This is a genomic window from Paenibacillus sp. J22FR83 (assembly GCF_059691955.1).
In genome coordinates, this window is sequence record NZ_JCAUAM010000004.1 from 137416 (window position 1) to 163431 (window position 26016).

Here is a 26016-nt window from a genome sequence, read left to right on the forward strand (position 1 = left end):
TTTACTGAACCTTTTAGTTGCTGAGGACATAAAATTGAATAAGGTTGAAAGAGCCAGCTAATGCGAGATCACTATCAGGATGAGGGAGGCTTTAAGATGATTTCTATTAGTCTCTGTATGATTGTTAAAAATGAAGAGCAGTCGCTTGGGCGATGTCTCCACTCGGTTCGAGAGGTAGCGGATGAAATCGTTATCGTGGATACGGGATCTACCGATCGTACGAAGGAAATAGCGGCTTCGTTTGGTGCGAAAATTTATGATTTTACATGGATCGACAATTTCGGTGCAGCACGTAACTTTTCCTTCTCGAAAGCTACGCAAAGCCATATCTTATGGCTAGATGCGGATGATGTATTTGAAGAAGTGGATCGTTTGAAGTTGATTCAATTAAAAACTACACTCGACCCAACCGTTGACAGCGTCACGATGAACTATCATTTGAGTTTTAATGAAGCTGGGCAAGTGACGGCAAGTTTGAGACGAAATCGATTAGTTCGCAGAGACAGAGGTTTTCAATGGGAAGGGCCTGTACATGAAGTTTTGATTGTTGGCGGGCATATTATCGCTGCCGATATAGCAGTCACGCATAAGAAGGATAAAGAATATACGGATCGCAATCTGCGCATCTATCGCAAACGGGAAGCTGACAACGAAGATTTCTCTCCGCGTGATCTTTACTATTTTGCCAATGAGTTAAAGGATCATAGGCTTCATTATGAAGCGATTGTCTATTATGAGCGATTCCTGAATACGAAGAAGGGTTGGATTGAGGATGTGTATGCCACCTGTTTGAAGCTGGGAGATTGCTATGGGGCGTTGAAGGATAAGGATCAGCAAATTAGCTCCTATTTCCGAGCATTAAATTATGATAAACCACGTGCGGAGATGTGTTGCCGAGTAGGTGCTTATTTTTTGGAAAACAATGCGATACCTATCGCGATTTATTGGTATGAAACAGCGACTAAATTGGGGTTGCCACAAGGTTTGATGGGGAATGTAGATCACGCGGCATGGACATGGCTGCCACATCTTCAGTTATGTCTGTGTTATGATCGATTAGGCGATAAAGTGAAAGCTAACCTGCATAATGAAAAAGCTTTTAAAATTCATCCGACGCATCCAAGTATGATCTATAATCGTTCCTATTTTGCTAAAGTACTGCCAAAGAAAAGGAAGAAATGAAATGCGAGGATAGATAGCCCTCTGTGGGCTTTTTTTTGTGCCAAAAGACATAATTCACGCAATCGATATTGCAGGCGATTATAAAGTGGGATACACTGAATCGACAGAATCTGATTTCCAGTATGACTTTGGGAATCTTATGATAGGAGCGATTTGGGGTTGAAGACATTAATTATTGCGGAAAAACCCGATATGGGGCGAAACATAGCTGCCGCAATAGAACCTAAAGCCAAAAATATGAGGTCTCATCTTGAAGGCGAGCAGTATATCATCACGTGGGCTATCGGACATTTGATTGAGCTGGCTGAACCGGATCAGTATGACGAAAAATATAAAAAGTGGAATATTAATCATCTTCCGATCATTCCTTCCGAATTTAAGTTAATTCCTAACCCGCGTACGTATGATCAACTCAAGGTGATCGCGGAGTTAGCTAAGAAGTGCAATCAACTGGTAAATGCTTGCGATGCGGGGCGAGAAGGGCAACATATTTTCTCCCTTATTCAACGGCATCTGGGGCTCAATCAACCCGTTAAGCGGCTCTGGATTTCTGACTTAACATCGGAAACGATTCGCAATGGGTTCGCAACGTTAAAGGATGGCGCTGAATACGAGAATTTAACGCGTGCCGCACGCTCTCGTAGTGAAGCGGATTGGTTAATTGGCATGAACGGTTCACGTGCGTTTACAACCAAGCATAATGTGTTGCTGTCTGTTGGCCGGGTTCAAACGCCGGTACTTGCGCTCATTTATGATCGACAAAAGCAGATTGAGGCGTTTTCCTCACTCAAATTCTATGAGCTGGAAGGTCACTTCGCGCAAGGTGAAACACCATACCGAGGCATGTGGCAGGGGGAACGTTTCACGGATGGGGAGAAGGCTGCAGCATTAGCTGCTAAGGTGAAGGGGAAGCCGGCACGAATCCAGTCTTATGAGGTAAAAGAAACCAAAGAATTCCCATTCAAATTATATGATTTGACACTACTGCAGCGTGAAGCGAATGGGAAGTACGCATTTTCTGCGAAGAAAACCTTGGATACAGCGCAAGCACTGTATGAGAAGCACAAGGTCATTTCTTACCCTAGAACGAATTCCAACTATGTGACGGAACAAAATATTCCGGACATGCATAAGGCGCTTAACGCTTTGCAAGGAACGGCTTATCATGACCTTGTACAAGGTGCGAATCGCAATCTGGTTCATATTAATAATAAATTTATATGTAATCCAACGAAGGTTGAGGATCACCATGCCATTCTGCCTACGAATAAGAAGGCTTCGGGACTAAGTCCAGATGAACAGAAATTGTATGATCTCATTGTTAGACGTTTTCTTTCTCAATTTTATCCGCCTGCTGCCTACAAGGTACATACGGTCATGACGGAAGTGGAACAAGAGCTGTTCAAAACAACCGTTAAAGAATTGTTGTCGCTAGGCTGGAAAGTTATTTATGCTGATCAGAAGAAAGAGAAAGCGAAGTCAACCAAAGGGAAAGAGAAGGAAGACTCAGAAGACGAAGAAGAGGTCGAAGTCAACGAGCCGTTCTCCATCGATGCGAATGGGGAAGTGGTATGTGCGGATGCGATCGTGAAGGAGAAAGACACCCAGCCGCCCAAGCATTTTAATGAAGGTACCTTGCTGAAAGCGATGGAAAGCGCGGGAAAACAGATTGAGGATGAAGAGCTCCGCGATGCGATGAAAGACTCCGGTCTTGGAACGCCTGCGACACGAGCAGCTACGATTGAACGTTTGAAGAAGGTCGGCTATATCGACATGCAAGGGAAGAAAATCTTGTTGACACAGAAGGGCAGGATGGTTGTCGAATTAATTCGCGGAGCGGGTATCGAGCTCTTAACGTCGCCCGAGATGACAGGGCAATGGGAACGACGGTTGAACGAAATTTCTCGCGGTACGGCATCGGATGACCAATTCATGCACAATGTCAAAAGGTTTGCGACGCTGATTGTCGATAAGGTGCGCAAGCAAGCTAGAGCTTCGAAAACGGATTTCGAAGGGGAAAATGCACCTGAACCGAGCGGCAAACGCGGCGCATCGGGAGCTAAGACATCCTCTCGTGGAGAAGGTGCGCCGAAAGCTCCTGCCAAAAAGCGGACGCCTGCTGCTGCGAAACCATCTGGGGATGGGGCGAGCACATTCATTGCGACGTGTCCTAGGCCTGGTTGCGGCGGTTCGCTTTTTATGGGGCGTAAAGGTTACGGCTGCTCGCATTATAAGGAAGGCTGTTCCTTCGTCATTTGGAAGGAAAGTTTCGGTCGAAGCTTAACGGACACGCAAGTACAGGCGCTTGTTCAAAAAGGGAAAACGTCGAAGCTGAAGCTAGTTTTAGCGGATGGGACAGAAACAGACGGGAAAATTGTGCTGCTAGATGCTGTTACAGGCGCACTCGGAACGGAATGAAAGTTTGGGGGAGCGAAGAATTGAAACCTTTGACGAACGATTGGTTGACGGTTTTGGATGACGAGTTTCAAGCACCTTATTATAAGGAGCTTGAACAGTTTTTGGAGACAGAGTATTCCCGGTATACGATTTATCCACCAGAGGATGACGTGTTCCGTGCGTTGGAGTGGACATCCTTTGCGGATACGAAAGTTGTTATACTTGGTCAAGATCCTTATCATGGAGAAGGACAAGCCCATGGACTCAGCTTCTCTGTGAAACCTGGGGTTGCGATTCCTCCTTCACTTAGGAACATGTACAAAGAACTAGCGTCGGATCTAGGCTGTGCTTTGCCTAATCATGGTTATTTGAAAGCATGGGCAGAACAAGGTGTCCTCTTGTTAAATACAGTATTAACGGTTCGTGAAGCTCAACCGAACTCGCACAAGGGTATGGGCTGGGAAAGATTCACGGATGGGATTATTCAAGCGCTAAGCGCACGAGAGAAGCCTGTTGTTTTCGTTCTCTGGGGAAGCCATGCGCAGGCCAAGCGATCATTGATCAACGCATCACGTCATGTGATCATCGCATCGGCTCATCCAAGTCCGTTATCAGCGTATCGTGGGTTCTTTGGCAGTAAACCTTTTTCTGCCGTTAACGCTGAGTTGAATCGACTTGGAATGACAGGAATCGACTGGGAAATCCCGAATATGACTAAAAGCGAAAACCATGAATGACAACATTCATGGTTTTTTTCGTTTTTATAGACCGAAACTTGGGTTGTGAACCGAATAGTATATATAAACTATGTAAAGATTTTCCTGACAATTCTACAAGATTGGTTGAACATAGGTAATTGGCAAGTTAAGTTCGCAGTTCTTACCCGTTTCGTAGGAACGATTTCCGATAACTTCGCGAAGGATGTCATAGTCTCGTTCAGCACCACTCTGTAGGACATGGATGGCAGCTTGGAGCACAAGAAGAGCATCTTCCATGGCAGTCTCCAATAACTCCCACACACTGTAGGTGTAGATGTCATTCAGATCCGTTGGACAGTTCCAAGTCGACTTGCTTTCATTGAAATAATCACGTGGAGTGGGGTGTTTCGTATAAACGAATGGCGATATTTGACCGAGTGTCAATATTCGTTTGATGCCGTGAGGATCATGAAATAATCGTTGTGCACGGATCATATCTCTGTAGGCGTCATCCCAATCAGAGTCGTTCATTTGTGCAGCAATGCTAGGGTAATGAATGGCGGTTGCAGCCGTGAGTGTAGGAACAATACCTAAGGGGAACTTGTCACCTACATAAATTTCTTTCCATACCGGTGTGTGCCACGTAAGGATATTTCGTTCATGCTTGGCGTATAGGGTATCCATAATGATTTCGAATCGTTGATGGTCCCATTTCTTGAAACCAGATTTATAAAATACATAGGGATGTAAATTACGATCTAAGACATGGTGTGTTAGAAATCCTAGAACATAGAGCACGGCAGGATTATAGAGGCCGCGGCCTTGTACCTGTCGAACTAAATCAAGTAAAAAGGGTCCGCAAGCGTCTTTGTGCATGAGAGTTCCAAGCTCATTTAACTTTTTATCTTTTTTCCAAGGAAGGAAGTTATGGTAAAAAAGAAAATCGGGTCCTTGGCAACCAAGAGAGAATATGTGTCGCTGCTGTTTATCGTTAAGAACCGAAGCGTGGCCCAGTTGATTCATAACTTTTTGTCCGAAAATTAAATGCGTCCAAATATTTGGCAAGGGAGCATCCTCCTACAGCTTGTAATGAAAGAAATGAACGTTTCCATTCTAACATATAGACGGAAGGCTAGGGCACATTTCGTGAACTATTTCAATCCGCAAAGCTTTAAAGGCAGGATTGATAATGGGATTGTCGAATCTATCCAACGGTGAGAATCACCGTCAAAGCATGTACCCTGGGGGTAAAATATGAATAATCAATCGGAAATGGAGCTGTCGTTCGATGCGATGTTTGACTTCACAACAATGGGAATGGCTCTGATTTCGCTTGAGGGTCATTGGTTGAGAGTGAATCGCAGCTTGTGCGACATACTTGGCTATTCAGAACGTGAACTTATGACAACTCAAGTGGAGTTGTTCGTAGAACCTAATCAAGTGAGTCACATACATCGTATCATGAAGGATTTGCTTCATAGTGAAATACCTACCTATCAAGAACAAATTAGCATCGTACATAAAGATTTATCACTACAATCCGTTAACTGGCGAATGTCAGTCATTCGAGATGTAGACAACTTACCAGTGACATTCATTGTTCAAGTCAATGTTGTTTCCCAGCAATCAGATATCGAACGAAAATTGGCGGAAAGCGAACAGCGCTATAAATCATTGATTGAACATAATCCAGCCGGAATTCTGACTTGCGACATTCATGGACGCATCCAAGGCGTCAATCCAGCAATGGCAAGGATTCTTGGTTACTCGGAAGATGAATTGATTTCTCAATACATCCATCATATCTTTCTGCAAAATGAGTTGAAATTTGATAGTGCTGCTGGCATTTTGATACAAAATGATAATTATATGTTGGAGTTCCAGCAAGAGAATGGGGAACGCATTGATTTAGGTGTCAAAAATGTGCCAATCATTGTTAATGATCAATTAGATGGCGTGTATTTAATTGCTAAAGATATTACACAATTTAATCGTGACCGAGAATCATTGCGAATTGCACAACAGGATCTTCATGACACCGTACGCAGACAACAGGGGATGACGTTGAAATTTAGAAAAATAAATACGAATTTCATCCATACGTTGTGTGACGGAGAGCTGCTTTATCGTTTGGGTTTTAAACCAACACATATTATAGGAAATACGCTTCATGAAATATGGCCCGCCTTCTTGGCTAATTCCATAGAAGCTTATTATCACCGCGCATGGCATGGCGAAGAAAATGTGATATTTGAAACGACGTTTAGGGGGATCACTTACCTTACTTCCTTAAGGCCAATTATGGAAAACGAGCGAATGGTGGAAGTGATCGGCTCCTGTGTAGATATTACAGAACGTAAGAGGATGGAGACTGAACTCAGAGAAACGAAAGAGCTTCTGGAATCCATCATCAATAACACCACTGATGCCATATGTGTATGCGATTTGGATGCGAAGGTAATCTCTATAAATGCGGCTCATGAGCATATTTTTGGCTGGAGTCAAGAGGAATTAAAGGGGCATCAATTGCCGATTTATCCAGATTATATGGAATATGAGCGCAAAGAGTTGTATGACAAGTTAAAGTCTGGGAAGCAGATTTCGGGGTTGGAGTCGGTTCGTCTGCGGAAAGATGGTCAACTCATCCACGTGAGTATTACGAAAACACCTATTCGAAGTGAAAAAGGGGACGTTTTTGGATTTGCTGAAATTACTCGGGATATAACTGAACGTAAGCAAACAGAGGAGCTTCTTCGGAAATCGGACAAATTATCCGTAGCTGGACAGCTCGCGGCAGGACTTGCGCATGAAATCCGGAACCCGCTTACGTCGCTTCGCGGTTTCTTGCAACTGCTTCAACATGATTTGAGGGATAAGAAACATTATTTTGACATCATGTTATCGGAGTTGGATCGTATCAATTTCATTGTAAGTGAATTCCTTGTAATAGCGAAGCCGGAAGCCATCGTGTATAAAAAAAGCGATTTAGTGATGATCCTGCAATCGGTTATTGCTCTTCTGGATACCCAAGCAGTTCTCTGTAATGTCGAACTTCTACTGGAATTCGAATCCGATATTCCGGAAATTACATGTTCGGAAATGCATTTAAAGCAATTATTTATTAATTTGATCAAAAATGCGATGGAGGCGATTCCGAAGGACGGTCAGATCAAATTGCTCGTTTCTTTGCATGGCGAAGATCAGATTAGAGTTCGGACGCAAGATAACGGGTGTGGCATACCAGAGGAACGACTGAAACAGTTAGGGGAGCCCTTTTATACAACGAAGGAGAAGGGGACTGGCTTAGGTCTAATGATGTGTTTCAAAATTGTAGAAGCGCACAAAGGTACAATGTACATTCAAAGTCAAGTGGGCTATGGGACGACAATTGATGTGTTCTTGCCAAGGTACACGGAAGAACTTAATTGATTGTTACTAAGAAAAAATGAAAACCGCCGTCGGATTAAACCGATAACGGCGGTTTTCTTATTTCTAGAATGCAATACTAAATTCCGAGGTCTCTCTTGAATACCAAGTAGCTTTAGTGGCGTTATTTTCATTGTAAACTTGTACATGATCTGGCGTGTATTTGACGATAATCCCTGTAGTTTCTTGGTAATAAACACCTAGTTGATCAAGTGACCATACGTACACAGGCGTTTTCGTTAGGGCAGCAGCAAATAGTTCTGAATCTGTATCTAGTAGCTTAGTTCCGTAAATCATCAATACACCTCTGTCATATGGATAGTAGTTGTAAGGCACTTATTAATAGGGACAGTACGGCAAAAGAAATCATCACACCGTATTTGTAATTTTTTTGTTGCGTACTTATTTTTATTGAAAAGGCTTGTTACTTTGAGGATTTCCTAAAATATGTAGAATATAAGTCGTTGATGCCATAAATTTCTATATTACAGTGATTAAGAAGATTTTTTTAAGCGACGGAAGAGGAACGAAAAGGTAAAAAAAGAGGGTTCCCTCACGTTTGAATTCCTTGTATAATAGGTAAGTTTTGCTGAATTGACAGCAGGTAAATTATGATTGGGTAGAAGGAGAAAGGGGTCAATGGCAGTGATTGTGGTTGGGGGAATGATCGGTCTTGGTAAGACATCTGTATCCACTTTACTTGGACAAGAACTAAATTCGAATGTTTTCTATGAAAGTGTCGATGATAATCCGATATTGCCGCTGTTTTACACAGCATCACCAGAAGAAATTGAAAAGCATCGGTATCCGTTTTTACTGCAATTGCACTTTTTGAATACGCGTTTTAAGGCCATTAAACAGGCATTGGTACATAATCGAAATGTACTGGATAGAAGTATTTATGAGGATTGGTATTTTGCCAAGGTGAACCGCGAGTTAGGGCGCATTTCACAATTGGAATTTGATGTATATGAAGGCTTAGCTGATAACATGATGTCAGAGTTGGCAGAGCTGCCTAAGAAAGCGCCTGATCTTATGGTCTATTTGAAGGCTTCCTTTGAAACGGTGATGCACCGGATCGGGCTTCGTGGCCGCAGTTTCGAACAGGATCAATCTTTGGTCGATTACTATCGCAAGCTATGGTCGGGATACGATGACTGGGTGATGAATCATTATCAAGCGTCTGAAGTTCTCATTATTGATATGGATCGGATCGATGTCGTTAATCGCGCGGCAGATGCCGCACAATTGGTTCAAGAAGTTCGTGCAAAGTTATCGGATCTAGGCATCGTTTAATCGGGACGAGCGAAAATTGTCGAAATGTCGAAAAGACCCCCTCAAACATGAGGGGGTCTTTCGAATGATATAGAACAAAATAAATTCAACGTTGTAATCCTAGAAAGCGAAGGTGATGATATTGTTGTTTATCGTATGTTACAAAGGCAAGCCTATGAGTGTTCCTCTGCCGAAATTAGCAGCAACGGAGAAAATGTTGAAGCTTAGTCGATCATTTGCCAATCTTGAGCTCGTCGAAGTGCATCAGCAACAATGGCAGACAGCTTCGAATATTTAGGATCCACATAGCGTAATCACAACTCCTTAATTCAATCGATTAAGGAGTTTTTGCATTGTTCACTTTGTGTTAGAGTGAGAGTGAAAGTGGGAATCATTCATTCAAATGGAGGCAGTTCGAGATATGATATTGGAAGTAATCGCAACTACGCTGCAAGACGCCATGCGTGCTGAAGCTGGGGGTGCAGACCGAATTGAACTTGTTGCAGATTTGCAACAAGGGGGGGTAACACCGGATGTGGAGCTCCTGCAACAAATCAGAGCTTCCGTGCAAATACCTGTGAACGTGATGATTCGACCACATGCACGATCCTTTCATATGTCAGAGGCAGATATCGCAACTATGCTTGGATCGATCCAAAGTATGGAGCAAGCAGGTGCAAGTGCGCTTGTATTCGGTGTCTTGACGCCTGATCGAAGGATTGATTGCCATCATCTTAATATTCTGTTGGCGGCTACATCTTTGCCTGTGACTTTTCATCGGGCCTTCGATGAAATACTGCAGCAAGAGCAAGCTTTATCCATGTTGCTGCCATATAAACAAATTCACTCCGTGCTCACTTCGGGTGGGGCTGCAAGTGCACTTCAGGCAGTTGAGCAGATACGGCGGCTAACTGACCTTACCCGCGGTACTCACTTAAACATCTTGCCAGGTGGTGGTCTTACACTGGACAGTTTAGTATCATTTGTCCAAGCTACAGGAGTGCAAAGTGTCCACCTTGGTACGGCTGTTAGAGAAAATGGGAGTGTGCGTGGAGCCGTGGAGGAAGAGAAGGTAAGAAAAGCGAGAAGCTCCTTAGATGACTGGAAGGTAGGGCAGGAACGAGAGACTGGTCAAAAATAATTTAAGATTTGTCCAAAAGACGGATGAATAGCTGATGGAAATTGAATATAATGGAAGAGGTAAAACTCTGAAAAGATGAGGTGCTATCTATGTACGATTCCACAGATATTCAAAGTAACAAGGGAATGGCCATTCTCGGGTATATTTTGTTTTTCATCCCGTTAATTGCGGCGAAGGATTCCAAGTATGCCTGGTATCATGCCAATCAAGGACTTACTTTATTTTTGGCATGGGTCATTGTGAATGTTGTCCTCGGCATTATCCCATTCATTGGTTGGATTCTTCAGCCGATTGCTAACTTGGCTTTGGTTGTTTTGGCTGTGCTGGGTATTGTAGCAGCAGCGCAAGGTCAAGTGAAGCCACTTCCGATTATCGGCAGCTACACACTTCTTAAGTAGAACGTACATAAGCAACTTGGGCTGACTCCTGTAGATCATCTACGGGGAGTCAGCCCTGTTTCATTTCCTAAGCTTCTATTGTTTGAATGATTTCAGCGATCCGTTGGTTGACATGACCTGTGATTAAGCCACCGTGATAACAAAGAACTCTCTCAATATCATACTGTAAGAATTTGCGCAATGACTGCAAGGCCAAAGGATAATCAGCACAATAAGCAGGTATAGGTCCTTGAAGCTGCCCTTCTGAGACTACCATGGAATCCGCGGCAATTAAGGTTTTGCTTGATGTATGATACAGACTCATATGCCCAGGGGTATGTCCAGGTGCAAGGATGACAACAATTCCACCACATCTGTCGATGATTTGACCATCTTCTAATATCGTGTTAACCGGTGCTTTCGGCGGGTTCTCTAGGTTGCGTCGAAACGCGTCTCGCCATTCAGGAGTCGTGTCTGCTGGCAAATTGGCAACTGCGCGTTCAATCGAAGCAGGAGTTACTTTTATTAACATTTTATCACCTTGAATATAAGGCTTTTCTAGTTCGGATGCGAATACTTCTAAGGGACGTGTAGAGACTTGAAGTAGTGAAGGAAGTCCTCCGATATGGTCGATGTCCTGATGTGTAAGGATGACGGAATCCAAAGTAGTTGCATCAATGCCTAAGTTATCGAATGATTTATGTAAGAGTGGAAGTGTACCTGGGTAGCCAGTATCAACGAGTAGAGCTCCTTGCTCATCAACGAATAGCGCGGGATAAATGACATTGGTTCTACCCATGAGTTGAATGGATAATTCAACATAGTAAAGTCCTTCTGAAATTTGCATGCGAAACCCTCCGATTTGGAATGATAAGTGTGGAAAGACACAGAATTATCATAACTATCGGCACGTTTTGTGTCAATTAAATATTTAATCATAACATATTAATCGAGAAAAGTCAACTTATTTTTTGGTTCAGGAATTCCCTTGTATATTTTTGTCCATTTTTTGATCATCGTGTGAATAAAATATGAACAAAATCTAATTTTTGTGTTATACTAGTTTTAAAGCACTTACATTTAAGTCAGGAGTTGAGCTGATCATGTCAAACAGAGCCGTGTCCGTAAATACCGTTGAGCGTGTGGAACGAGATGTAATGCCGTTAGTGAAATTAATGACGTTTGCTGCGTGGGCGTTGCTTGCTATAGGTTTAGTTCTTAGCTTAGTCAGTTTAGAAAGCTTCAGTGATCGCAATACAACTCTAATGGTAGGTATTGGGTTCATGGTAGGTAGTGTCCATATTTATGTGATTCGTACCGCTATTCATTTGGTTCATTCTCGCAATGTTTCCAAAGGTGAATGAGAACGAGGGTTCGAAGGAATACTATGCAAGCCTTTCAAGTTAATACTTGGAAGGCTTTTTCCTGTTCATATTTTTCCAGCAGAGTCAACAAACGTTCTGTGACATTTGTTTTACATTACTTCGTCGAACCGTTGACGTATTTGTTAAGTTGACTTTGCGATGGTGAACTTTCATGAACAAGATGATATGGTGATAACAGGTAGGATTTGTTGATTGGGAGGTTAAATGGATGAAGAAGAGAAAGCTTGTACAAGCAGGAATGCTCTTCATGATGGTCGCCATCATCTTAGTACTTTCTGGCTGCAGCCAAGCTATGGTGTTGGATCCTAAAGGACCTGTTGGTGCTGAGCAGAGAGATTTAATTGTGATTGCAACAATTTTGTGCGGGGTAATCCTCGTTCCGGTTCTTGTTCTCACAGGTTGGATTGTGTGGCGATATCGCGATAGCAAGAGCAATAAGGCATCGTATAAACCGAATTGGTCTCACAGTACTTCACTAGAAATCGTGTGGTGGACTGTGCCGATCATCATCATTGTTACATTGGCTGTGATTACTTTAAAGTACACGTATGCTTTGGAGCCATCAAAACCATTGAAGTCGGATAAGGAACCGATAACCATTCAAGTAACATCACTTGATTGGAAATGGCTGTTTACGTATCCTGAGCAAGGGATTGCTACTGTGAATTATTTGCAAATCCCAGAAGATACACCTATTAAGTTCGAGCTCACTTCCGATGCGCCAATGAACTCATTTTGGATACCGCAATTAGGTGGACAAATTTATACAATGTCTGGCATGGCAATGACGCTTTATTTGCAAGCTGACGAGATCGGACATTACTTCGGTACGGGAGCGAATTTCAGTGGGGAACATTTCGCGGACATGACGTTTGACGTGAATGCAACTTCGCGAGAAGATTTTGATTCTTTTATTGCGAAGACGAAGAAAGTTCCTACGAAATTAACCAAAGAAGGCTACGAAGAATTAGCGATGCCAGGTAAATCTGGTGTGAAATATTTCTCGGAAGTTCCCGAAGGGCTATTTGAACAAGTGGTAAACAAATATACGAATGGTCAATCTGTTCACAATGGTCACGGCGCTGGTCATGAGAGCAAGGAAACCAAAGCCACGAAGGAAACCAAGGAAACAACAAAGAAAGAAAACTCTATGAATGGTACACAAATGGATCATAGTCAGATGAATATGTCGAAATAAATGGATATCGATTAAAGTTTTATGAAAGGGAGATCTGCTCATGTTGGATAAAATAAAAGATTTTGCATCTGAGTTTTTCGTAACGGGCGATCCCATGATTCTGGGAGCTCAAGTTAGTATTGGGCTCTCATTAGTAGCCATGGTATTCGTGCTCACCTTCTTCAGAAAATGGGGGTGGCTCTGGCGGGAATGGTTGACAAGCGTTGATCATAAACGAATTGGTATTATGTATATCATCTGTTCGATTCTGATGTTATTCCGCGGTGGTGTGGATGCGCTTCTCATGCGCGTACAGCTCGCCATTCCGGATAGTCAGTTCTTGCAGCCTGATCATTATAATCAAATCTTTACAACACATGGCGTTATCATGATTTTATTCATGGCGATGCCGCTTATGTTTGGTTTATTTAACATTATCGTTCCCCTACAAATTGGAGCACGCGATGTTGCGTATCCATTCTTGAATTCACTCAGCTTCTGGATGTTCTTCTGGGGCGCTATGTTATTCAACGTTTCCTTCGTGATCGGCGGTTCACCTGATGCAGGTTGGTTAAGTTATCCACCGCTATCGGAATTGTCGCATAGCCCAGGCGTTGGACAGAACTTCTATATTTGGGGTATTCAAATTTCCGGTATCGGAAGCTTGGCAACAGGGATTAACTTCATTGTAACTATTTTGAAAATGCGTACACCAGGCATGAAGTTAATGAATATGCCGATGTTTACGTGGTCCGTCTTTTCTAGCTGTGTAATTATTATTTTCGCGTTTCCGATCTTAACCGTTACACTTGCACTGCTTTTCCTAGATCGTTTCTTAGGTGCGCACTTCTTCACATTAGACGGCGGCGGAAATCCGATGATGTATATCAACTTGATATGGATGTGGGGACATCCTGAAGTTTACATTGTGGTCCTGCCCGCATTCGGTATTTTCTCGGAAATTGTATCAACCTTCTCGAAGAAGAAACTATTCGGCTATAAATCAATGGTCTTTGCCATGCTGATTATCAGCTTATTGTCCTTCTTCACATGGGCGCATCACTTCTTCACGATGGGTTCTGGCGCAGATGTGAATGCCTTCTTCGCCATCAGTACAATGCTTATTGCCATACCTACCGGGGCAAAAGTCTTTAACTGGCTGTTCACCATGTTCAGGGGTAAAATTCAGTTCACAACACCGATGCTATGGACGATTGCCTTTATTCCATGTTTCGTTGTTGGGGGAATGACAGGGGTCTTGCTATCTGTAGCGCCTGCTGATTTCCAATTTCACAATAGTTACTTCTTGATCGCGCACTTCCATCAAGTCTTAATCGGCGGAGTTGCCTTCGGATATTTCGCAGGTCTCTATTACTGGTGGCCGAAGATGTTCGGCTTTAAGCTCAATGAACACTTGGGCAAATGGGCATTCTGGTTGTGGAACATTGGTTTCTATGTGTGTTTCATGCCGCAATATTTCCTTGGTTTAGACGGTATGACTCGTCGTACCTACACGTATAGCTGGGATATGGGTTGGGGACCGCTAAACGTTGTTTCTACTGTCGGTGGCTTCCTGATGGGGATAGCTTTCCTATTCCAAGTGTGGCAAATCGCGCACTCCATTAAATTCATTAAACAACACAAAGTGTCTGGGGATCCTTGGGATGGTCGGACATTGGAATGGTCGATTGCTTCACCAGCTCCGATCTACAACTTTGCAGTGCTTCCTAAAGCAGATGTTGCTGATTCATGGTGGGAAGAGAAACAGGGTACAGTTAAAAAGCAACCCGTTCCAACCACCTATGAACCGATTCATATGCCTAAGAATTCTTCGATTCCATTCATTATTTCGACGCTTTGGTTCTTCGCGGGATTCGGATTCGTTTGGGATTGGATGTGGCTCACGATTCCTGCATTAATCGGTGTTGCCATCTGTATGATAGCTCGTTCGTTCAGTTATGATACAGATTACTATATTCCAGCGGACGAAGTGAAAGCCACGGAAGACGCATGGAAAGGAGTGAAGGCATAATGGCGCACACAGCAGCACACGGAAGTCACGGTCATGAACATGATCATGAACAAGAGCACGAATCGCTCAAGACGTTCGGATTTTGGATATTTCTGATCACAGACGTTATCCTATTCGGTTCTTTATTCGCAACGTATATCGTCCTTCACCAGAATACGAACGGAGGACCAACACCGGAAGAATTATTCAAAATGCCGGGTATCATCGCAGAAACCTTCATCTTGCTTACAAGCAGCTTTACGAGCGGATTAGCTTTGCTCGGCATGCATAAAGGAAACATGAAACAACTGATCGGCTGGTTGATTGTAACTGTGCTATTGGGAGCTTCTTTCATTGGATTGGAGCTTTCAGAATTCATTACTATGGTTAATCATGAAGGAGCAACAATCTCCACGAGTGCTTTTCTATCTGCATTCTTCACGTTGGTAGGTACGCACGGATTACACGTTTCCGTTGGTCTTATTTGGATGATTGGCTTGATCTTTCAATTGAAACGCCGTGGTATCACGACGGTTACTAAACGTAAAGTTACGATCATTTCTTTGTACTGGCATTTCTTGGACGTCGTGTGGATCTTCGTATTTACGGTCGTCTACCTCATGGGGGTGATGTAAGTGAGCAAACCACATGCAGAAACTCATAATAATCATGAGTCTCATGGATCATTGAAATCGTATATTATCGGTTTTGCTTTATCGATCCTGTTGACCGTCATTCCTCTAGTTGTTGTAATGAATGATATGCTTGGAAGAACAGGTACATTGTTTCTGATCTTACTCATGGCGGTTCTCCAATTTGCTGTTCAGTTGTTCTTCTTCATGCACGTCAAAGAAGGCGAGAATGCAAAGTGGAATATCATGGCGCTGCTATTTGGATTAGTTATCCTAGTAACGATTGTAGGCGGATCTATCTGGATCATGACTTACAACACAGTAGCTCATTAAGTCGTTACAACGCATGAAGAGAAGACGTTTTTGGCCTTATTCAAAGAGGCTGAAAACGTCTTTTTCTCATTGGTGGCCTACGTCGATCATATTGTTGAAAAAGGGTTGTCTTTCGATTTGCAACATGATACATTATGTATCAGAGATACTTTTTGTATCACGCTTCAGGTGTGACTAGCTAAATAAATGTACGGAGAGGAGTCCAATGATCCGACGAAACCAACGATTTCGTAATCAACTCGATGATCACCTCGTCCATTTGCACAAGAATTTGTTCATTAGTCACGGAGACCCCAATTATCACGAGAAGGTTATTCGTTATTTGGATGCCAATTCGCCTGAGGCTCATTTCAATCTTGGGCAGAAATTTCGTGAAAAAGGGAATTGGAAGCGAGCCAGATTTCATTACAAAGAAGTGCTCAAAACGTATCCTTCACCGTTCTTTTCTGCTGCTAATCGTGCGATTCACCTTCTTGATGAGCAGCAAGCCGTTCACACTGCGAATCTAGAACAGACGCTGCCCGAGAAACCGAAGCCATTATTACCGCCTTTTATGAAAATGTTATTGCTCGTCTTATTGATCCTCAATGTCATTTTAGTCTTATTTTTTACTGGGAATCAGGCAATCCCACGTACGATAAGTTCATTGAAACTGTGGAGTGCAGGCACGCAAGTATCCTATGAATCGGTGGACAAGCCATTTATTCTGTATCTTTCTCCAGAGATGTCACATGCTGAGATTGAGAAGAAGCTCCATGCTCAAGCATTGGTATTGGCTAAGGAAGTACCGAAAGTAACGATTCTCCTGTATGGTATTGTCACCGAGGACAACAGGGACAAGGGGAAAACGATGCTGTTGACCAAAGAAGAGGATATCGGACGGGCGATGGTTATCGCCACGTATCAGCCAGAGGCTGATCCCTTGGTTCACATCCGATTCCTGAACGCCGAATTTGAAGAGCACCAACCGCTTAGTGCGATTGGTGCTAATTTAGTTCGAACGGCATTGGCATCTTATCGTGAGGATGTTGGACATGCTCCTACACGTATAAATGATCTCCTGCAAGATTATCCGCTTAATTATTTGAGCTATATTCCGCTAGAAGCTGTATCGGGTTCGAATGAGATCAAATCCGTTTACCAAGGTGATGGCGGATGGGTATTTAACCCCAATGCGGCTGATATTGCCCATATGTTCTATGCGAATGTAGCTGGAGGAGAAGGGGTTCCATATGAACCTGTTCACCTCGAAGTAAATCAGCGTGCGTACCAGCTCCAGTTGGTAAGCGGTTCATATGTATTATGGAACAAACCAATAGGACTCGGTGTCAATGGGAGCACGCCTGATGGCCTATATCGGGTCATAGAGCGAGTACAACAGCCAAAAGGTAAGACAAGTCAAAGTTATGGTGATGCAGGCTTAGGGCTAGGATCTATCGCTTTACACGGCACATACGATGAGAGTTCAATTGGTGAGGCGAAGTCACTAGGTTGTATTCGATTAACCAATGACGACATCCAACAGCTTTTTCCTTTCGTGCCGAAAGGTGCGGAGGTTCGGATACTATCCAATGACCTTCAACCCAATCTGCAAGGTCAAGTCAATCAAATCTCTAAGCTTATTCCTACGAACCTGCCACTACACGGAGAATCCGCGGAAAATACCATCTTCCATTGGTTAGGCTAAAAGCAGTTGAAGCTAACCGAGTGAATACTCGGAAGTCTCAACTGCTTTTTAAGTGTTCCTTTTTTATCGTTAACTACATTAAGTTCTCTGGGTTAAGTTGTTCTAGCTCAGGAATAACGAAACGGCCGTCTTTGCGAATCAGCACATCATCGAAATAAATCTCGCCGCCTCCATACTCAGGACGTTGAATTAGCACCATGTCCCAATGGACAGACGAACGATTGGAATTATCCGCAGTTTCATAGGCTTGCCCAGGTGTGAAATGGATGCTGCCGTCAATTTTCTCATCAAATAAAATATCCTTCATCGGATGTTGAATGTGCGGATTCACTCCAATGGCGAATTCACCGATATAGCGTGCGCCATCATCTGTATCCAGAATCTCATTCAACTTCTTGGAATCGTTACTTGTTGCGTTAATAATTCGGCCATTCTCGAAGGTCAGCACGATGTTCTCAAAAGAAGTTCCGGAGTAAATCGTCGGTGTATTGTAACTGATCGTACCATTGACGGAATCTTTCACTGGAGCCGTATAAACTTCGCCATCCGGGATATTTCTCAGCCCTGAACAAGGAACAGCGCCGATCCCTTTAATCGAGAAGCTGAGATCCGTGCCTTTTGCGACCAAGCGGACACGATCTGTGCGGTTCATCAAATCAACGAGCCCTTCCATCGCTTTGGCCATTTTGCTGTAATCGAGGTTACAGACGTTAAAGTAGAAATCCTCGAACGCTTCCGTGCTTTTACCAGCCAATTGTGCCATCGACGGATTGGGGTAACGCATAACGACCCATTTGGTATTGTTAATTCGTTCATCAAAGATAGGACGTTGGAAGTATTTCAAGAATAGTTTCATTTGCTCATCAGGCACATCAGAAGATTCCGTAATGTTATCGCCGCTGCGAACAGCTACATAGGCATCCATTTGTTTCATACGAGCAAGCTCAATGGCAGACCAAGCGCTGAATTGTTCTTGTGTTCCTTTCATTTGTAAGCTTCGCGTAATCGCTGGATCACGCAATTCGATGAAAGGGTTACCCCCGACCGCATAAACCTCTTCGATTAAGCATTTTGCAAGTTCAGGATCTTTAACACCTATCATTTCAATCAATATGTTCTCACCAGGCTGTAGGCTCACGGAGTATCGAATAATGTTTCGGGCAAAAGTTTGTAATCTCGGATCTCTCATACAGTAGGTCTCCCTTAATTGAAAATACGTACCCCCAAATTATAACGTAATGCGTTTCTGTAATCCAATCTAGGCAATGGTTTCATGGGGATGGAAGGGGTATACTAGGAATATGTGCACGTTATTCCAGCGAATGAACGACATGTAAGATCAACTAGAGGAGGAAGCCATGGCACGAGAACAAATCAAAGTACCCTACGGGTATGAACCACCGACGCATGCAGATAAGGGAACTGTTCTGGTTTTCGAGACATTCGAAGATTGGACAGAGCACGAAATGAGAGCTTGTATCGCTTGGGCAGAAGAACGGAAATTCGTTCGCGTGATCTTCTACCCACAGCATGAAGAAACGCTTCGAAGAATGGACATACGAACAGAAATGCCCTATTATGCCCGTGTGAAGCATCTTGAACAACTGGTGGAGGAGGTAGATACTCAGCTACAAGTTGAAGTGGACAAATGGGAAGGGAAACGGAAGAAATACACGCCGCTAGATACATCGTTAAACTTTCTAACGGAGAAAACCCCAGGTCCTCACTTTATTTGTATGAGTGATCGTTATGCAAATCTCTTTGTTACCTACCCATCCTTCAAAGAATGGATTAAAAAAGCTCGACTCGTCATCTTTACGCAGTTCCGTGTTCCCCTTCATGGCAAGCTAAATGACTGTGCCGAGAGATGGGAAACGGTGGATTTCGGGAATGGCGTTTAAAAGGTTTCGATCCAATTATCAATTAACGACATTAATAATGGTTATCATTGTGGCGGGAATGAGTCAAGGGATGCTCTTGCCCTTGCTTACAATTCTACTCGATCGGTCTGGTGTATCCACAGATGCAAACGGTGTAAACGCGGCGGCGCTATATATTGGGATTTTCGCGACGATGTTCTTCATCGAGAAACCAGTTCGACGGTATGGATATAAACCCGTCATTATGATCGGAATGACATTGATTATTATTGCAAATTGCCTTTTTCCAGTCTGGCAACAAGTTGGCTTCTGGTTTGTACTGCGGCTTATCGTGGGGATTGGCGATAGTGCCTTGCATTTCGCTACACAGCTCTGGATTGTTGCCTCGAGTCCGAAGGAGAAGAGGGGACGCAATATCTCCCTGTATGGGATGGCTTATGGGATTGGTTTTAGTTTGGGGCCATTAGGCATTACCTTGTTGAAAGCAGGGATGTGGGTCCCTTTCATGGTGACAAGTGGATTCTTTCTTCTAATCTTATTGCTTCTAACGAGGCTCAAAAATGAGAAGCCAGAGCGAGCCGAACGTGCGGAAGCTGCGCATAAACGTGCGACTACCGTCATTTCGTTAGCCTGGTTTCCACTAATAACTTCCTTGCTCTTTGGCTATATGGAAGCTGCCATGAACAGCAACTTTCCGCTCTATGGTCTCCGGATTGGCATTTCGGAGTCAACAATTGGTCTTTTGCTGCCCGTAACTGGGATCGGTGGGCTTATCATGCAATTGCCGCTCGGGATATGGAGTGACCGTATAGGGCGTAAACCTATTCTAATGGGGACAGCCATAGTAGGCGCTTTAGCGTTCAGTTGTGTGCCGTTCGTTGGGACGAGCTTATGGGGACTTGGACTTTGTTTAGGCGTAGCAGGCGGTATGGTAGGATCATTCTTCTCGTTAGGGCTAGCCTATGCAGCAGACATTTTACCGCGTCATTTGCTCCCAACAGCTAATATTATTGCGTCTATTCAATACAGCGTAGGGAGTATCATCGGACCTTTAGTAGGCGGGATGGCCCTTCACTATTTAAGCGTGTTTAGTATTTTCTACTTTCTTGGCCTTGTCTATTTGTTGTTTGGCCTTGCAGGGTTTATTTTCAAAGCGCGTTCGGCATGAAAAAGCCACTTTCCTAGTTGAAGGAAAGTGGCTTCTTGCGGTTAGGCAGCTATCCGATTTCATAGTTAGCGGCACGATCTGTCATATAGCGTTCAGTCAAAATCGTTAGCAAGGAGATCCCGATTTGATTCTCGCCGCCTTCAGGAATAATGATGTCCGCATACTTCTTGGACGGTTCAATAAAGGCATCATGCATGGGCTTAACTGTTGTCAAGTATTGGTCGAAAACGGATTGCAAAGAACGACCACGTTCATTAATATCACGAGTTAAACGGCGTAGAATACGTACATCCGGGTCAGTATCTACAAAAACCTTAATATTTAACGCCCCGCGGAGATCCTCATCCGTTAGAACGTGAATGCCTTCAAGCAACACAATCGGTTTAACATCGATGCGAATCGTTTCTTGCGAGCGAGCATGCGTAGAGAAATCGTAGACAGGTATGTCGACGGGCTGCCCGCTTTTCAACATATTCAAATGCTGAAGAAGCAATGTATTTTCAAAAGCACGAGGGTGATCATAATTGATGTGTTCCCGCTCTTCAAAGGTCAGACCGCTATGATGAAGATAATAATTATCTTGTGAAATCAAAGTCACATTCGTGGATCCGAGTTTTGTAATAATCGATCTTGCTACTGTAGTTTTACCTGAACCGGTACCTCCGGCAATTCCAATCACGAGCATGTAAGTAGTGCCTCCCCAAATAACTTGAAAACCTTCCTACGTAGTTTAACATAATGTATGCCTAAAAAGAAAAAGTGATCGAATATCGATCACTTTTGGGAGGCAAAGCGGTTACCGAACCTGCTTTGGCGTATGAAACTTTTCTTGATAAGCTTCAATATCCTGAGCAGCTTGGTTTAACTGTTCGAACGTTTGCTTGATTTGCTGTCCAAATTGTTCGTTGGCAAATTCAGCTAATTGTCTTTGGGCTTGGGTAACTTGTTGGTCTGCTTGAACAAGTGCCGCTTGAGCGGATTGAATCGCGTTAGGGTTGGCTTCCGTTATGGCGACTTGCAGCTTATGCTGGGCGTCTTGTGCTTGTAGAATGGCGTGATCAGCGGCGTCGATTGCGTGCTGAACGGGCTGTTGATGCTGATTGGTTCCTGTCATGGGAAACCTCCTTAGGGTTCATAAAGAGAAGGGGAGTAGCTATGAAAAGCGACTTTACTACATTGCACCAAAAGTGGGGAAATGATGCGGATTCGGGAAATGAAATTATTTCCTGGGTAAGCGCAAAATATGAGCGTTATCATGCGAATTCGACATTAGTTGTCAGACAATTATGAATTAATGGACTATTCACTTAACGGCGCTTATTATTACACATGTTTCCAAAATAAAAGTGGACAAATTAACTGATTATTCTTAAGCTAAGGAAGATAGCTTTTTTTGGCAAATAGAGACTAAAAACATCTTCACGGGGGATGACAAATGAATAAAATCAAAGGTTTTTGTTTGTTAGCAGCATTAACAATCGCAATTACTGGCTGTGGTAAAGCCAAAACGACAACGTCCAACGCGTCTTCTTTTACACCTACGTTAGAGGTCGCTTATGTTGTGAAAGATGATACTGTCACTTTAGACTTTACGACCGATCTGAAGATATCGAAGGAACATTATGATCATCAACGTGTCGAAGGTGAAGGTCATATTCATATATCGTTAGACAAAGGTGAGAAGATCGTTGTCACTGAGAAACAGAAGGTATTGGATCATTTGAGTAAAGGAACACATGAAGTGAAGATCTCTTTACATAACAACGACCATACACCGTATGATGTTAGTAAAACAGTCACGTTCGATGTGAAGTAGGTGTAGGGATGCCTTCTCGTCAGAAGAAAATAAGCTTACAGAAACGAATTGTATTCCTTGTCACAGCAGTCACAGCTGGTATGATTTCGACAATGATGGTGTTCGATACGATCAGCTTGAATCAATCGATTCGCGAAGCATATGTTAGTCAAATTAGCGGGATGACGATTGCTATCAACGGGCGTTACGAAGAATCGAGATCAATCGCAGATATCCAACAGATTTTCGATTACATCCAATATAAGAATACTCGCGTTCTGGATATGAAACTGTATGACAAACAAGGGAAAGTTTTAGCCTCCTCGAATCGTCAAGAAGTAGGGACAGTCTTGAATGCAGCAAAAGTTGTGATTCCCAAACAAGACAATACAATTGTAGATCGTGTCCCCATGTTTGAAAATGATAAGCCGATCGTTCGATTGACGGCACCACTGCAAGAAGATGGCTCGGTTGTCGGGGCAGTTGAGGTTATTTTCGACTCATCGGAAGAAGAATTGCTGCTCCAACATAGAACAAAGCTGATTTTGTTCGTTGGACTAAGTATTGCGATTGTACTTTCAATTTTATTATGGTTAATCCTAAGAGTAATTGTTATCCGGCCGTTAAGCCGGTTGCGTGAAGCAGCTGTAATTGTAAAACAAGGTGGAGAGTTGCCCAAATTGCAGTTCAAAGCTTCGCCTGAAATTGCTGAAGTTTCTGAAGCATTCAATGATATGGTCAGTAACTTGGATGAACGGTATCAGGAGTTGCAGCAGGCCTTGACTACCTTACAGGTTACCCAAGATCAGCTTGTACATTCGGAGAAAATGGGAGCCTTAGGCAGTTTAGTTGCAGGCGTGTCGCATGAAATTAACACCCCAATTGGCATTGGTGTAACGGCTATCAGCTACTTGGACCAGAAAGCGAAAGAGTTCCAGGCACTGTATGAAGCAGGGAAAATGAAGAAATCCGACTTGGAGCAATTTCTATCGATTTCCCATGAGAGCATTGTGATGGTCCAATCGAACTTGGAGCGAGCGTCTTCTTTAGTTAAAAGCTTCAAACAAATCTCCGTGGATCAAAGTGTAGAGATGAAACGGACCTTCCTATTCAAAGAATATGTGGAAGGAATTATCGCGAGTTTGAAGCCTGCACTCAAGAAAACTCATATTAAATTGGACGTTTACTGCGATGATCAACTGCAGTTGTATACATACCCAGGCGCTCTATCACAAATTATTACGAATTTAGTTATGAATTCTCTGAATCACGCTTACGATGCGGATGACGATGACGGATGTTTAAGTATCCGAGTGCTAGACTATCCCGATCATGTCATGCTAGCTTATTCAGACGATGGGAAAGGGATGTCTGAGGAAGTGTTGGATCATATTTTCGATCCCTTCTTTACAACAAGCCGGGGGCAAGGTGGGACAGGCCTAGGCATGAATATCGTATACAATCTTGTAACGGAATCGTTAAATGGTACGATTCAATGTTCAAGCGTACGAGGACAGGGCAGTTTATTTGCAATTACAATCCCCAAAGAGGAGGAAGCTGAGATATGACAAATGAAGTGGAGTCTGTCGATCAGGATGAGCTTCTTTTTGCTGCTGAGGAAGATAGCGTTGCAGCAGCAAATCTAAGGACTGTGGAACAAGACCCGTGGATCGTACTCATTGTCGATGATGAGAAGCAAATACACCAAGTTACCAAAATGGTGCTGCAAGATCTCGAATTTGCTGGCAGAAAACTGGAGTTTCATAGTGCTTATTCTGCTTTGGAAGCGAAACAACTGTTGAAAGAACAGCCACAAACGGCGCTTATCTTATTAGATGTTGTCATGGAACAAGAAGATGCAGGATTGCAAATTGTCAAATATATTCGCGAAGTGCTGAATAACCAAGCTGTACGTATTATTTTGCGGACGGGCCAGCCAGGACAAGCTCCTGAACGAACGGTTATCATGGATTATGACATTAATGATTATAAAGAAAAGACGGAGTTAACATCGCAGAAATTGTTTACTACGGTAGTCACGGCGCTGCGCTCCTTTCGAGATATTAAAACGATTGAGAAAAGTAGAGTTGGCCTGGAAGAAATTATTAAGTCTTCGGCGACCTTGTTCGAGTTACAGTCCATGAAGAAATTTGCGTCTGGCGTTCTAACCCAAATGACATCTATCGTTAATTTACATAAGAATGCGATACATTGCAGTTTTGCCGTAACGAAAGGGATCGAGGACATCTACATTCTTGCAGCCAGCGGCGATTATGCGAAGAACCAAGATGCAAGAGCTCGTGATGTGGTTCCTGTCGAAGTTCTTGAGGAAATTGAATTAGCTTTCCATACCCGCAAAAGCAGCTTTGCTGCGGATCGTTTCATCATCTATTTCCAGAGTAAGATGGGGATGGAAAACGTAATCTATATGAACGGTTTTAATGCCCTAAGTGAATGGGAGCATTATTTGGTTGATATTTATTGTGCGAATGTTTCTGTTGCTTTCGAGAACATTTATTTGAATAATGAGCTTGAAAGTACACAGCAGGAAATCATTTATACCATGGGCGAGATTACAGAAACGCGCTCACAGGAAACAGGTCATCACGTTAAGCGAGTAGCCGAGTATTCACGTCTGCTGGCGCTGAAATACGGCTTATCTGAGCAAGAAGCTGAAACGATTCGACTAGCAACACCGATGCACGATGTAGGCAAGGTTGGGATCCCGGATGCCATCCTCAATAAACCGGGTTCTTTATCCAAAGAAGAATTCGAAATTATGAAAACACATTCTAACTTAGGCTATGAAATGCTCAAGCATTCGAATAAAAAGGTGCTGCACGCCGCGGCAATTATCGCTCATCAGCATCATGAACGTTACGACGGGACGGGTTATCCACAAGGGCTAAGTGGGGAAAACATTCACTTATATGGCCGGATAACAGCCTTGGCTGATGTATTTGATGCACTGTGTAGTGATCGTGTCTATAAGAAAGCATGGGAATTAGATCGCGTCTTGGATTTATTGAAATCGGAGCGCGGCAAACATTTTGACCCTGTCATTGTTGATCTCTTTCTGAACAATCTGGACGAGTTTATGGTCATCAAGGAACTGTACAAAGAAAATCGTTAATAACCTTAATGATTTCAGTGAATTGGCATAAGATTAGGATCACCTTCTCATACTACGGTTGAGATGATGGAGGTGAAAGGAATGCCTAAAGTAAATCGACCTGATAAAAAAAATAATCAACAAAATGCTGCTCACTTCACGGAAGAGGCAGAGACACTAAAAAAGCAGAATGCGGCTGAGTTTCCTCCTAGCCTAAATAACATTAGTAAAAACAAATCATAATTGTAGTATGGTTACCGACCCTTGCTCCTCGGAGCAGGGGTCTTTGGTAATTTCATGAAGGTGTCCCATTAGTTAAGGTTCGAAAAGTTGACGTACA

The 26016-nt window shown here is 43.2% G+C and carries 27 protein-coding genes; 21 read left to right on the top strand and 6 right to left on the bottom strand.

Features of this window, described 5'->3' with window-relative positions; translation table 11 throughout:
* Window positions 1-96: 96 nt before the first annotated feature.
* From AC58PV_RS09050 to AC58PV_RS09060, 3 genes are all read left to right on the top strand, one after another.
* Window positions 97-1182 (top strand): glycosyltransferase family 2 protein, encoded by a 1086-nt coding sequence (locus AC58PV_RS09050; RefSeq protein WP_497431934.1) that lies wholly within the window; start codon window positions 97-99, stop codon window positions 1180-1182.
* Between the two features lie 159 nt (window positions 1183-1341).
* The gene (locus AC58PV_RS09055; protein ID WP_497431935.1) at window positions 1342-3600 is read left to right on the top strand and encodes a type IA DNA topoisomerase; all 2259 of its coding nucleotides are present in this window, start codon (window positions 1342-1344) and stop codon (window positions 3598-3600) included.
* Between the two features lie 20 nt (window positions 3601-3620).
* A complete protein-coding gene (locus tag AC58PV_RS09060; RefSeq protein WP_497431936.1) occupies window positions 3621-4316 on the top strand; it encodes a uracil-DNA glycosylase in 696 nt (231 codons plus the stop codon).
* A gap of 93 nt (window positions 4317-4409) precedes the next feature.
* Here the strand turns inward: AC58PV_RS09060 and AC58PV_RS09065 are convergent, their stop codons facing one another.
* On the bottom strand, window positions 4410-5342 hold the full coding sequence (locus AC58PV_RS09065; protein ID WP_497431937.1) for a zinc dependent phospholipase C family protein: 933 nt from the start codon (window positions 5340-5342) through the stop codon (window positions 4410-4412).
* A gap of 189 nt (window positions 5343-5531) precedes the next feature.
* Here AC58PV_RS09065 and AC58PV_RS09070 point away from each other — a divergent pair, with 189 nt between their 5' ends.
* Window positions 5532-7706 carry a PAS domain S-box protein gene (locus AC58PV_RS09070; RefSeq protein ID WP_497431938.1) on the top strand — a complete coding sequence of 725 codons (2175 nt, stop codon included), beginning with the start codon at window positions 5532-5534 and terminating at the stop codon, window positions 7704-7706.
* 63 nt (window positions 7707-7769) lie between these two features.
* Here the strand turns inward: AC58PV_RS09070 and AC58PV_RS09075 are convergent, their stop codons facing one another.
* Window positions 7770-8000 carry a hypothetical protein gene (locus AC58PV_RS09075; RefSeq protein WP_497431939.1) on the bottom strand — a complete coding sequence of 77 codons (231 nt, stop codon included), beginning with the start codon at window positions 7998-8000 and terminating at the stop codon, window positions 7770-7772.
* A gap of 342 nt (window positions 8001-8342) precedes the next feature.
* On the opposite strand from AC58PV_RS09075, the gene AC58PV_RS09080 reads away from it, so the two are divergent.
* The 4 genes from AC58PV_RS09080 to AC58PV_RS09095 all read left to right on the top strand — a co-directional run bounded on the left by AC58PV_RS09080 (window position 8343) and on the right by AC58PV_RS09095 (window position 10517).
* Window positions 8343-8999 (top strand): deoxynucleoside kinase, encoded by a 657-nt coding sequence (locus AC58PV_RS09080; protein ID WP_497431940.1) that lies wholly within the window; start codon window positions 8343-8345, stop codon window positions 8997-8999.
* Window positions 9000-9123: 124 nt separating this feature from the next.
* Window positions 9124-9276 (top strand): hypothetical protein, encoded by a 153-nt coding sequence (locus tag AC58PV_RS09085; protein WP_157264939.1) that lies wholly within the window; start codon window positions 9124-9126, stop codon window positions 9274-9276.
* Window positions 9277-9399: 123 nt separating this feature from the next.
* Complete coding sequence (locus AC58PV_RS09090) at window positions 9400-10119, top strand: copper homeostasis protein CutC (protein WP_497431941.1); 720 nt, start codon at window positions 9400-9402, stop codon at window positions 10117-10119.
* A gap of 89 nt (window positions 10120-10208) precedes the next feature.
* The gene (locus tag AC58PV_RS09095; RefSeq protein ID WP_497431942.1) at window positions 10209-10517 is read left to right on the top strand and encodes a DUF4870 domain-containing protein; all 309 of its coding nucleotides are present in this window, start codon (window positions 10209-10211) and stop codon (window positions 10515-10517) included.
* 67 nt (window positions 10518-10584) lie between these two features.
* On the opposite strand, the gene AC58PV_RS09100 is transcribed toward AC58PV_RS09095, so the two are convergent.
* Window positions 10585-11343 carry an MBL fold metallo-hydrolase gene (locus AC58PV_RS09100; protein WP_497431943.1) on the bottom strand — a complete coding sequence of 253 codons (759 nt, stop codon included), beginning with the start codon at window positions 11341-11343 and terminating at the stop codon, window positions 10585-10587.
* 256 nt (window positions 11344-11599) lie between these two features.
* Here AC58PV_RS09100 and AC58PV_RS09105 point away from each other — a divergent pair, with 256 nt between their 5' ends.
* The 6 genes from AC58PV_RS09105 (at window position 11600) to AC58PV_RS09130 (ending at window position 17721) form a co-directional block, all read left to right on the top strand.
* On the top strand, window positions 11600-11860 hold the full coding sequence (locus tag AC58PV_RS09105) for a hypothetical protein (RefSeq protein WP_068667232.1): 261 nt from the start codon (window positions 11600-11602) through the stop codon (window positions 11858-11860).
* Window positions 11861-12089: 229 nt separating this feature from the next.
* Entirely contained in the window at window positions 12090-13079 is a 990-nt protein-coding gene (gene cyoA, locus AC58PV_RS09110) for a ubiquinol oxidase subunit II (protein ID WP_497431944.1), read from the top strand.
* A gap of 40 nt (window positions 13080-13119) precedes the next feature.
* Window positions 13120-15090, top strand: coding sequence for a cbb3-type cytochrome c oxidase subunit I (locus tag AC58PV_RS09115; protein ID WP_497431945.1), 1971 nt, complete (start codon window positions 13120-13122; stop codon window positions 15088-15090).
* Window positions 15090-15704, top strand: coding sequence for a cytochrome o ubiquinol oxidase subunit III (gene cyoC, locus AC58PV_RS09120; RefSeq protein ID WP_497431946.1), 615 nt, complete (start codon window positions 15090-15092; stop codon window positions 15702-15704). The genes AC58PV_RS09115 and cyoC overlap by 1 nt, the downstream gene beginning before the upstream one ends.
* A complete protein-coding gene (gene cyoD / locus AC58PV_RS09125) occupies window positions 15705-16034 on the top strand; it encodes a cytochrome o ubiquinol oxidase subunit IV (RefSeq protein ID WP_497431947.1) in 330 nt (109 codons plus the stop codon).
* Window positions 16035-16239: 205 nt separating this feature from the next.
* The gene (locus AC58PV_RS09130; RefSeq protein ID WP_497431948.1) at window positions 16240-17721 is read left to right on the top strand and encodes a L,D-transpeptidase family protein; all 1482 of its coding nucleotides are present in this window, start codon (window positions 16240-16242) and stop codon (window positions 17719-17721) included.
* 73 nt (window positions 17722-17794) lie between these two features.
* Here the strand turns inward: AC58PV_RS09130 and AC58PV_RS09135 are convergent, their stop codons facing one another.
* Window positions 17795-18910 carry an aminopeptidase gene (locus AC58PV_RS09135; protein WP_497431949.1) on the bottom strand — a complete coding sequence of 372 codons (1116 nt, stop codon included), beginning with the start codon at window positions 18908-18910 and terminating at the stop codon, window positions 17795-17797.
* Between the two features lie 169 nt (window positions 18911-19079).
* Between AC58PV_RS09135 and AC58PV_RS09140 the strand changes: the two genes are divergently transcribed.
* Window positions 19080-19622 carry a hypothetical protein gene (locus AC58PV_RS09140; protein WP_497431950.1) on the top strand — a complete coding sequence of 181 codons (543 nt, stop codon included), beginning with the start codon at window positions 19080-19082 and terminating at the stop codon, window positions 19620-19622.
* Window positions 19612-20769: an MFS transporter gene (locus AC58PV_RS09145; protein ID WP_497431951.1), complete on the top strand. Its 1158-nt coding sequence runs from the start codon at window positions 19612-19614 to the stop codon at window positions 20767-20769. Before AC58PV_RS09140 ends, AC58PV_RS09145 begins: the two co-directional genes overlap by 11 nt.
* Before the next feature lie 49 nt (window positions 20770-20818).
* Here the strand turns inward: AC58PV_RS09145 and udk are convergent, their stop codons facing one another.
* Both udk and AC58PV_RS09155 read right to left on the bottom strand, forming a co-directional pair.
* Window positions 20819-21454 (bottom strand): uridine kinase, encoded by a 636-nt coding sequence (udk, locus tag AC58PV_RS09150; RefSeq protein ID WP_497431952.1) that lies wholly within the window; start codon window positions 21452-21454, stop codon window positions 20819-20821.
* A 111-nt stretch (window positions 21455-21565) separates the two neighbouring features.
* The gene (locus tag AC58PV_RS09155; protein ID WP_497431953.1) at window positions 21566-21883 is read right to left on the bottom strand and encodes a hypothetical protein; all 318 of its coding nucleotides are present in this window, start codon (window positions 21881-21883) and stop codon (window positions 21566-21568) included.
* Window positions 21884-21924: 41 nt separating this feature from the next.
* On the opposite strand from AC58PV_RS09155, the gene AC58PV_RS09160 reads away from it, so the two are divergent.
* From AC58PV_RS09160 to AC58PV_RS09180, 5 genes are all read left to right on the top strand, one after another.
* A complete protein-coding gene (locus AC58PV_RS09160; protein WP_497431954.1) occupies window positions 21925-22059 on the top strand; it encodes a hypothetical protein in 135 nt (44 codons plus the stop codon).
* 145 nt (window positions 22060-22204) lie between these two features.
* Window positions 22205-22585, top strand: coding sequence for a hypothetical protein (locus AC58PV_RS09165; protein WP_497431955.1), 381 nt, complete (start codon window positions 22205-22207; stop codon window positions 22583-22585).
* 8 nt (window positions 22586-22593) lie between these two features.
* Window positions 22594-24132: a sensor histidine kinase gene (locus tag AC58PV_RS09170; protein ID WP_497431956.1), complete on the top strand. Its 1539-nt coding sequence runs from the start codon at window positions 22594-22596 to the stop codon at window positions 24130-24132.
* Entirely contained in the window at window positions 24129-25697 is a 1569-nt protein-coding gene (locus tag AC58PV_RS09175) for a DUF3369 domain-containing protein (RefSeq protein WP_497431957.1), read from the top strand. The genes AC58PV_RS09170 and AC58PV_RS09175 overlap by 4 nt, the downstream gene beginning before the upstream one ends.
* An 81-nt stretch (window positions 25698-25778) precedes the next feature.
* Complete coding sequence (locus AC58PV_RS09180; RefSeq protein ID WP_167355910.1) at window positions 25779-25919, top strand: hypothetical protein; 141 nt, start codon at window positions 25779-25781, stop codon at window positions 25917-25919.
* The last annotated feature ends 97 nt before the right edge of the window (window positions 25920-26016 follow it).

Excerpts from the sequence above, each read along its gene's own strand:
- AC58PV_RS09105 (WP_068667232.1), top strand. The coding sequence starts at position 11,600 with ATGTCAAACAGAGCCGTGTCCGTAAATACCGTTGAGCGTGTGGAACGA.
- AC58PV_RS09140 (WP_497431950.1), top strand. The coding sequence starts at position 19,080 with ATGGCACGAGAACAAATCAAAGTACCCTACGGGTATGAACCACCGACG.
- AC58PV_RS09175 (WP_497431957.1), top strand. The coding sequence starts at position 24,129 with ATGACAAATGAAGTGGAGTCTGTCGATCAGGATGAGCTTCTTTTTGCT.
- AC58PV_RS09070 (WP_497431938.1), top strand. The coding sequence starts at position 5,532 with ATGAATAATCAATCGGAAATGGAGCTGTCGTTCGATGCGATGTTTGAC.
- AC58PV_RS09090 (WP_497431941.1), top strand. The coding sequence starts at position 9,400 with ATGATATTGGAAGTAATCGCAACTACGCTGCAAGACGCCATGCGTGCT.
- AC58PV_RS09075 (WP_497431939.1), bottom strand. The coding sequence starts at position 8,000 with ATGATTTACGGAACTAAGCTACTAGATACAGATTCAGAACTATTTGCT.
- AC58PV_RS09180 (WP_167355910.1), top strand. The coding sequence starts at position 25,779 with ATGCCTAAAGTAAATCGACCTGATAAAAAAAATAATCAACAAAATGCT.
- AC58PV_RS09170 (WP_497431956.1), top strand. The coding sequence starts at position 22,594 with ATGCCTTCTCGTCAGAAGAAAATAAGCTTACAGAAACGAATTGTATTC.
- AC58PV_RS09050 (WP_497431934.1), top strand. The coding sequence starts at position 97 with ATGATTTCTATTAGTCTCTGTATGATTGTTAAAAATGAAGAGCAGTCG.
- AC58PV_RS09145 (WP_497431951.1), top strand. The coding sequence starts at position 19,612 with ATGGCGTTTAAAAGGTTTCGATCCAATTATCAATTAACGACATTAATA.
- AC58PV_RS09095 (WP_497431942.1), top strand. The coding sequence starts at position 10,209 with ATGTACGATTCCACAGATATTCAAAGTAACAAGGGAATGGCCATTCTC.
- cyoC (WP_497431946.1), top strand. The coding sequence starts at position 15,090 with ATGGCGCACACAGCAGCACACGGAAGTCACGGTCATGAACATGATCAT.
- AC58PV_RS09080 (WP_497431940.1), top strand. The coding sequence starts at position 8,343 with ATGGCAGTGATTGTGGTTGGGGGAATGATCGGTCTTGGTAAGACATCT.
- AC58PV_RS09135 (WP_497431949.1), bottom strand. The coding sequence starts at position 18,910 with ATGAGAGATCCGAGATTACAAACTTTTGCCCGAAACATTATTCGATAC.
- AC58PV_RS09155 (WP_497431953.1), bottom strand. The coding sequence starts at position 21,883 with ATGACAGGAACCAATCAGCATCAACAGCCCGTTCAGCACGCAATCGAC.
- AC58PV_RS09100 (WP_497431943.1), bottom strand. The coding sequence starts at position 11,343 with ATGCAAATTTCAGAAGGACTTTACTATGTTGAATTATCCATTCAACTC.
- cyoA (WP_497431944.1), top strand. The coding sequence starts at position 12,090 with ATGAAGAAGAGAAAGCTTGTACAAGCAGGAATGCTCTTCATGATGGTC.
- AC58PV_RS09115 (WP_497431945.1), top strand. The coding sequence starts at position 13,120 with ATGTTGGATAAAATAAAAGATTTTGCATCTGAGTTTTTCGTAACGGGC.
- AC58PV_RS09130 (WP_497431948.1), top strand. The coding sequence starts at position 16,240 with ATGATCCGACGAAACCAACGATTTCGTAATCAACTCGATGATCACCTC.
- AC58PV_RS09160 (WP_497431954.1), top strand. The coding sequence starts at position 21,925 with ATGAAAAGCGACTTTACTACATTGCACCAAAAGTGGGGAAATGATGCG.
- AC58PV_RS09165 (WP_497431955.1), top strand. The coding sequence starts at position 22,205 with ATGAATAAAATCAAAGGTTTTTGTTTGTTAGCAGCATTAACAATCGCA.
- udk (WP_497431952.1), bottom strand. The coding sequence starts at position 21,454 with ATGCTCGTGATTGGAATTGCCGGAGGTACCGGTTCAGGTAAAACTACA.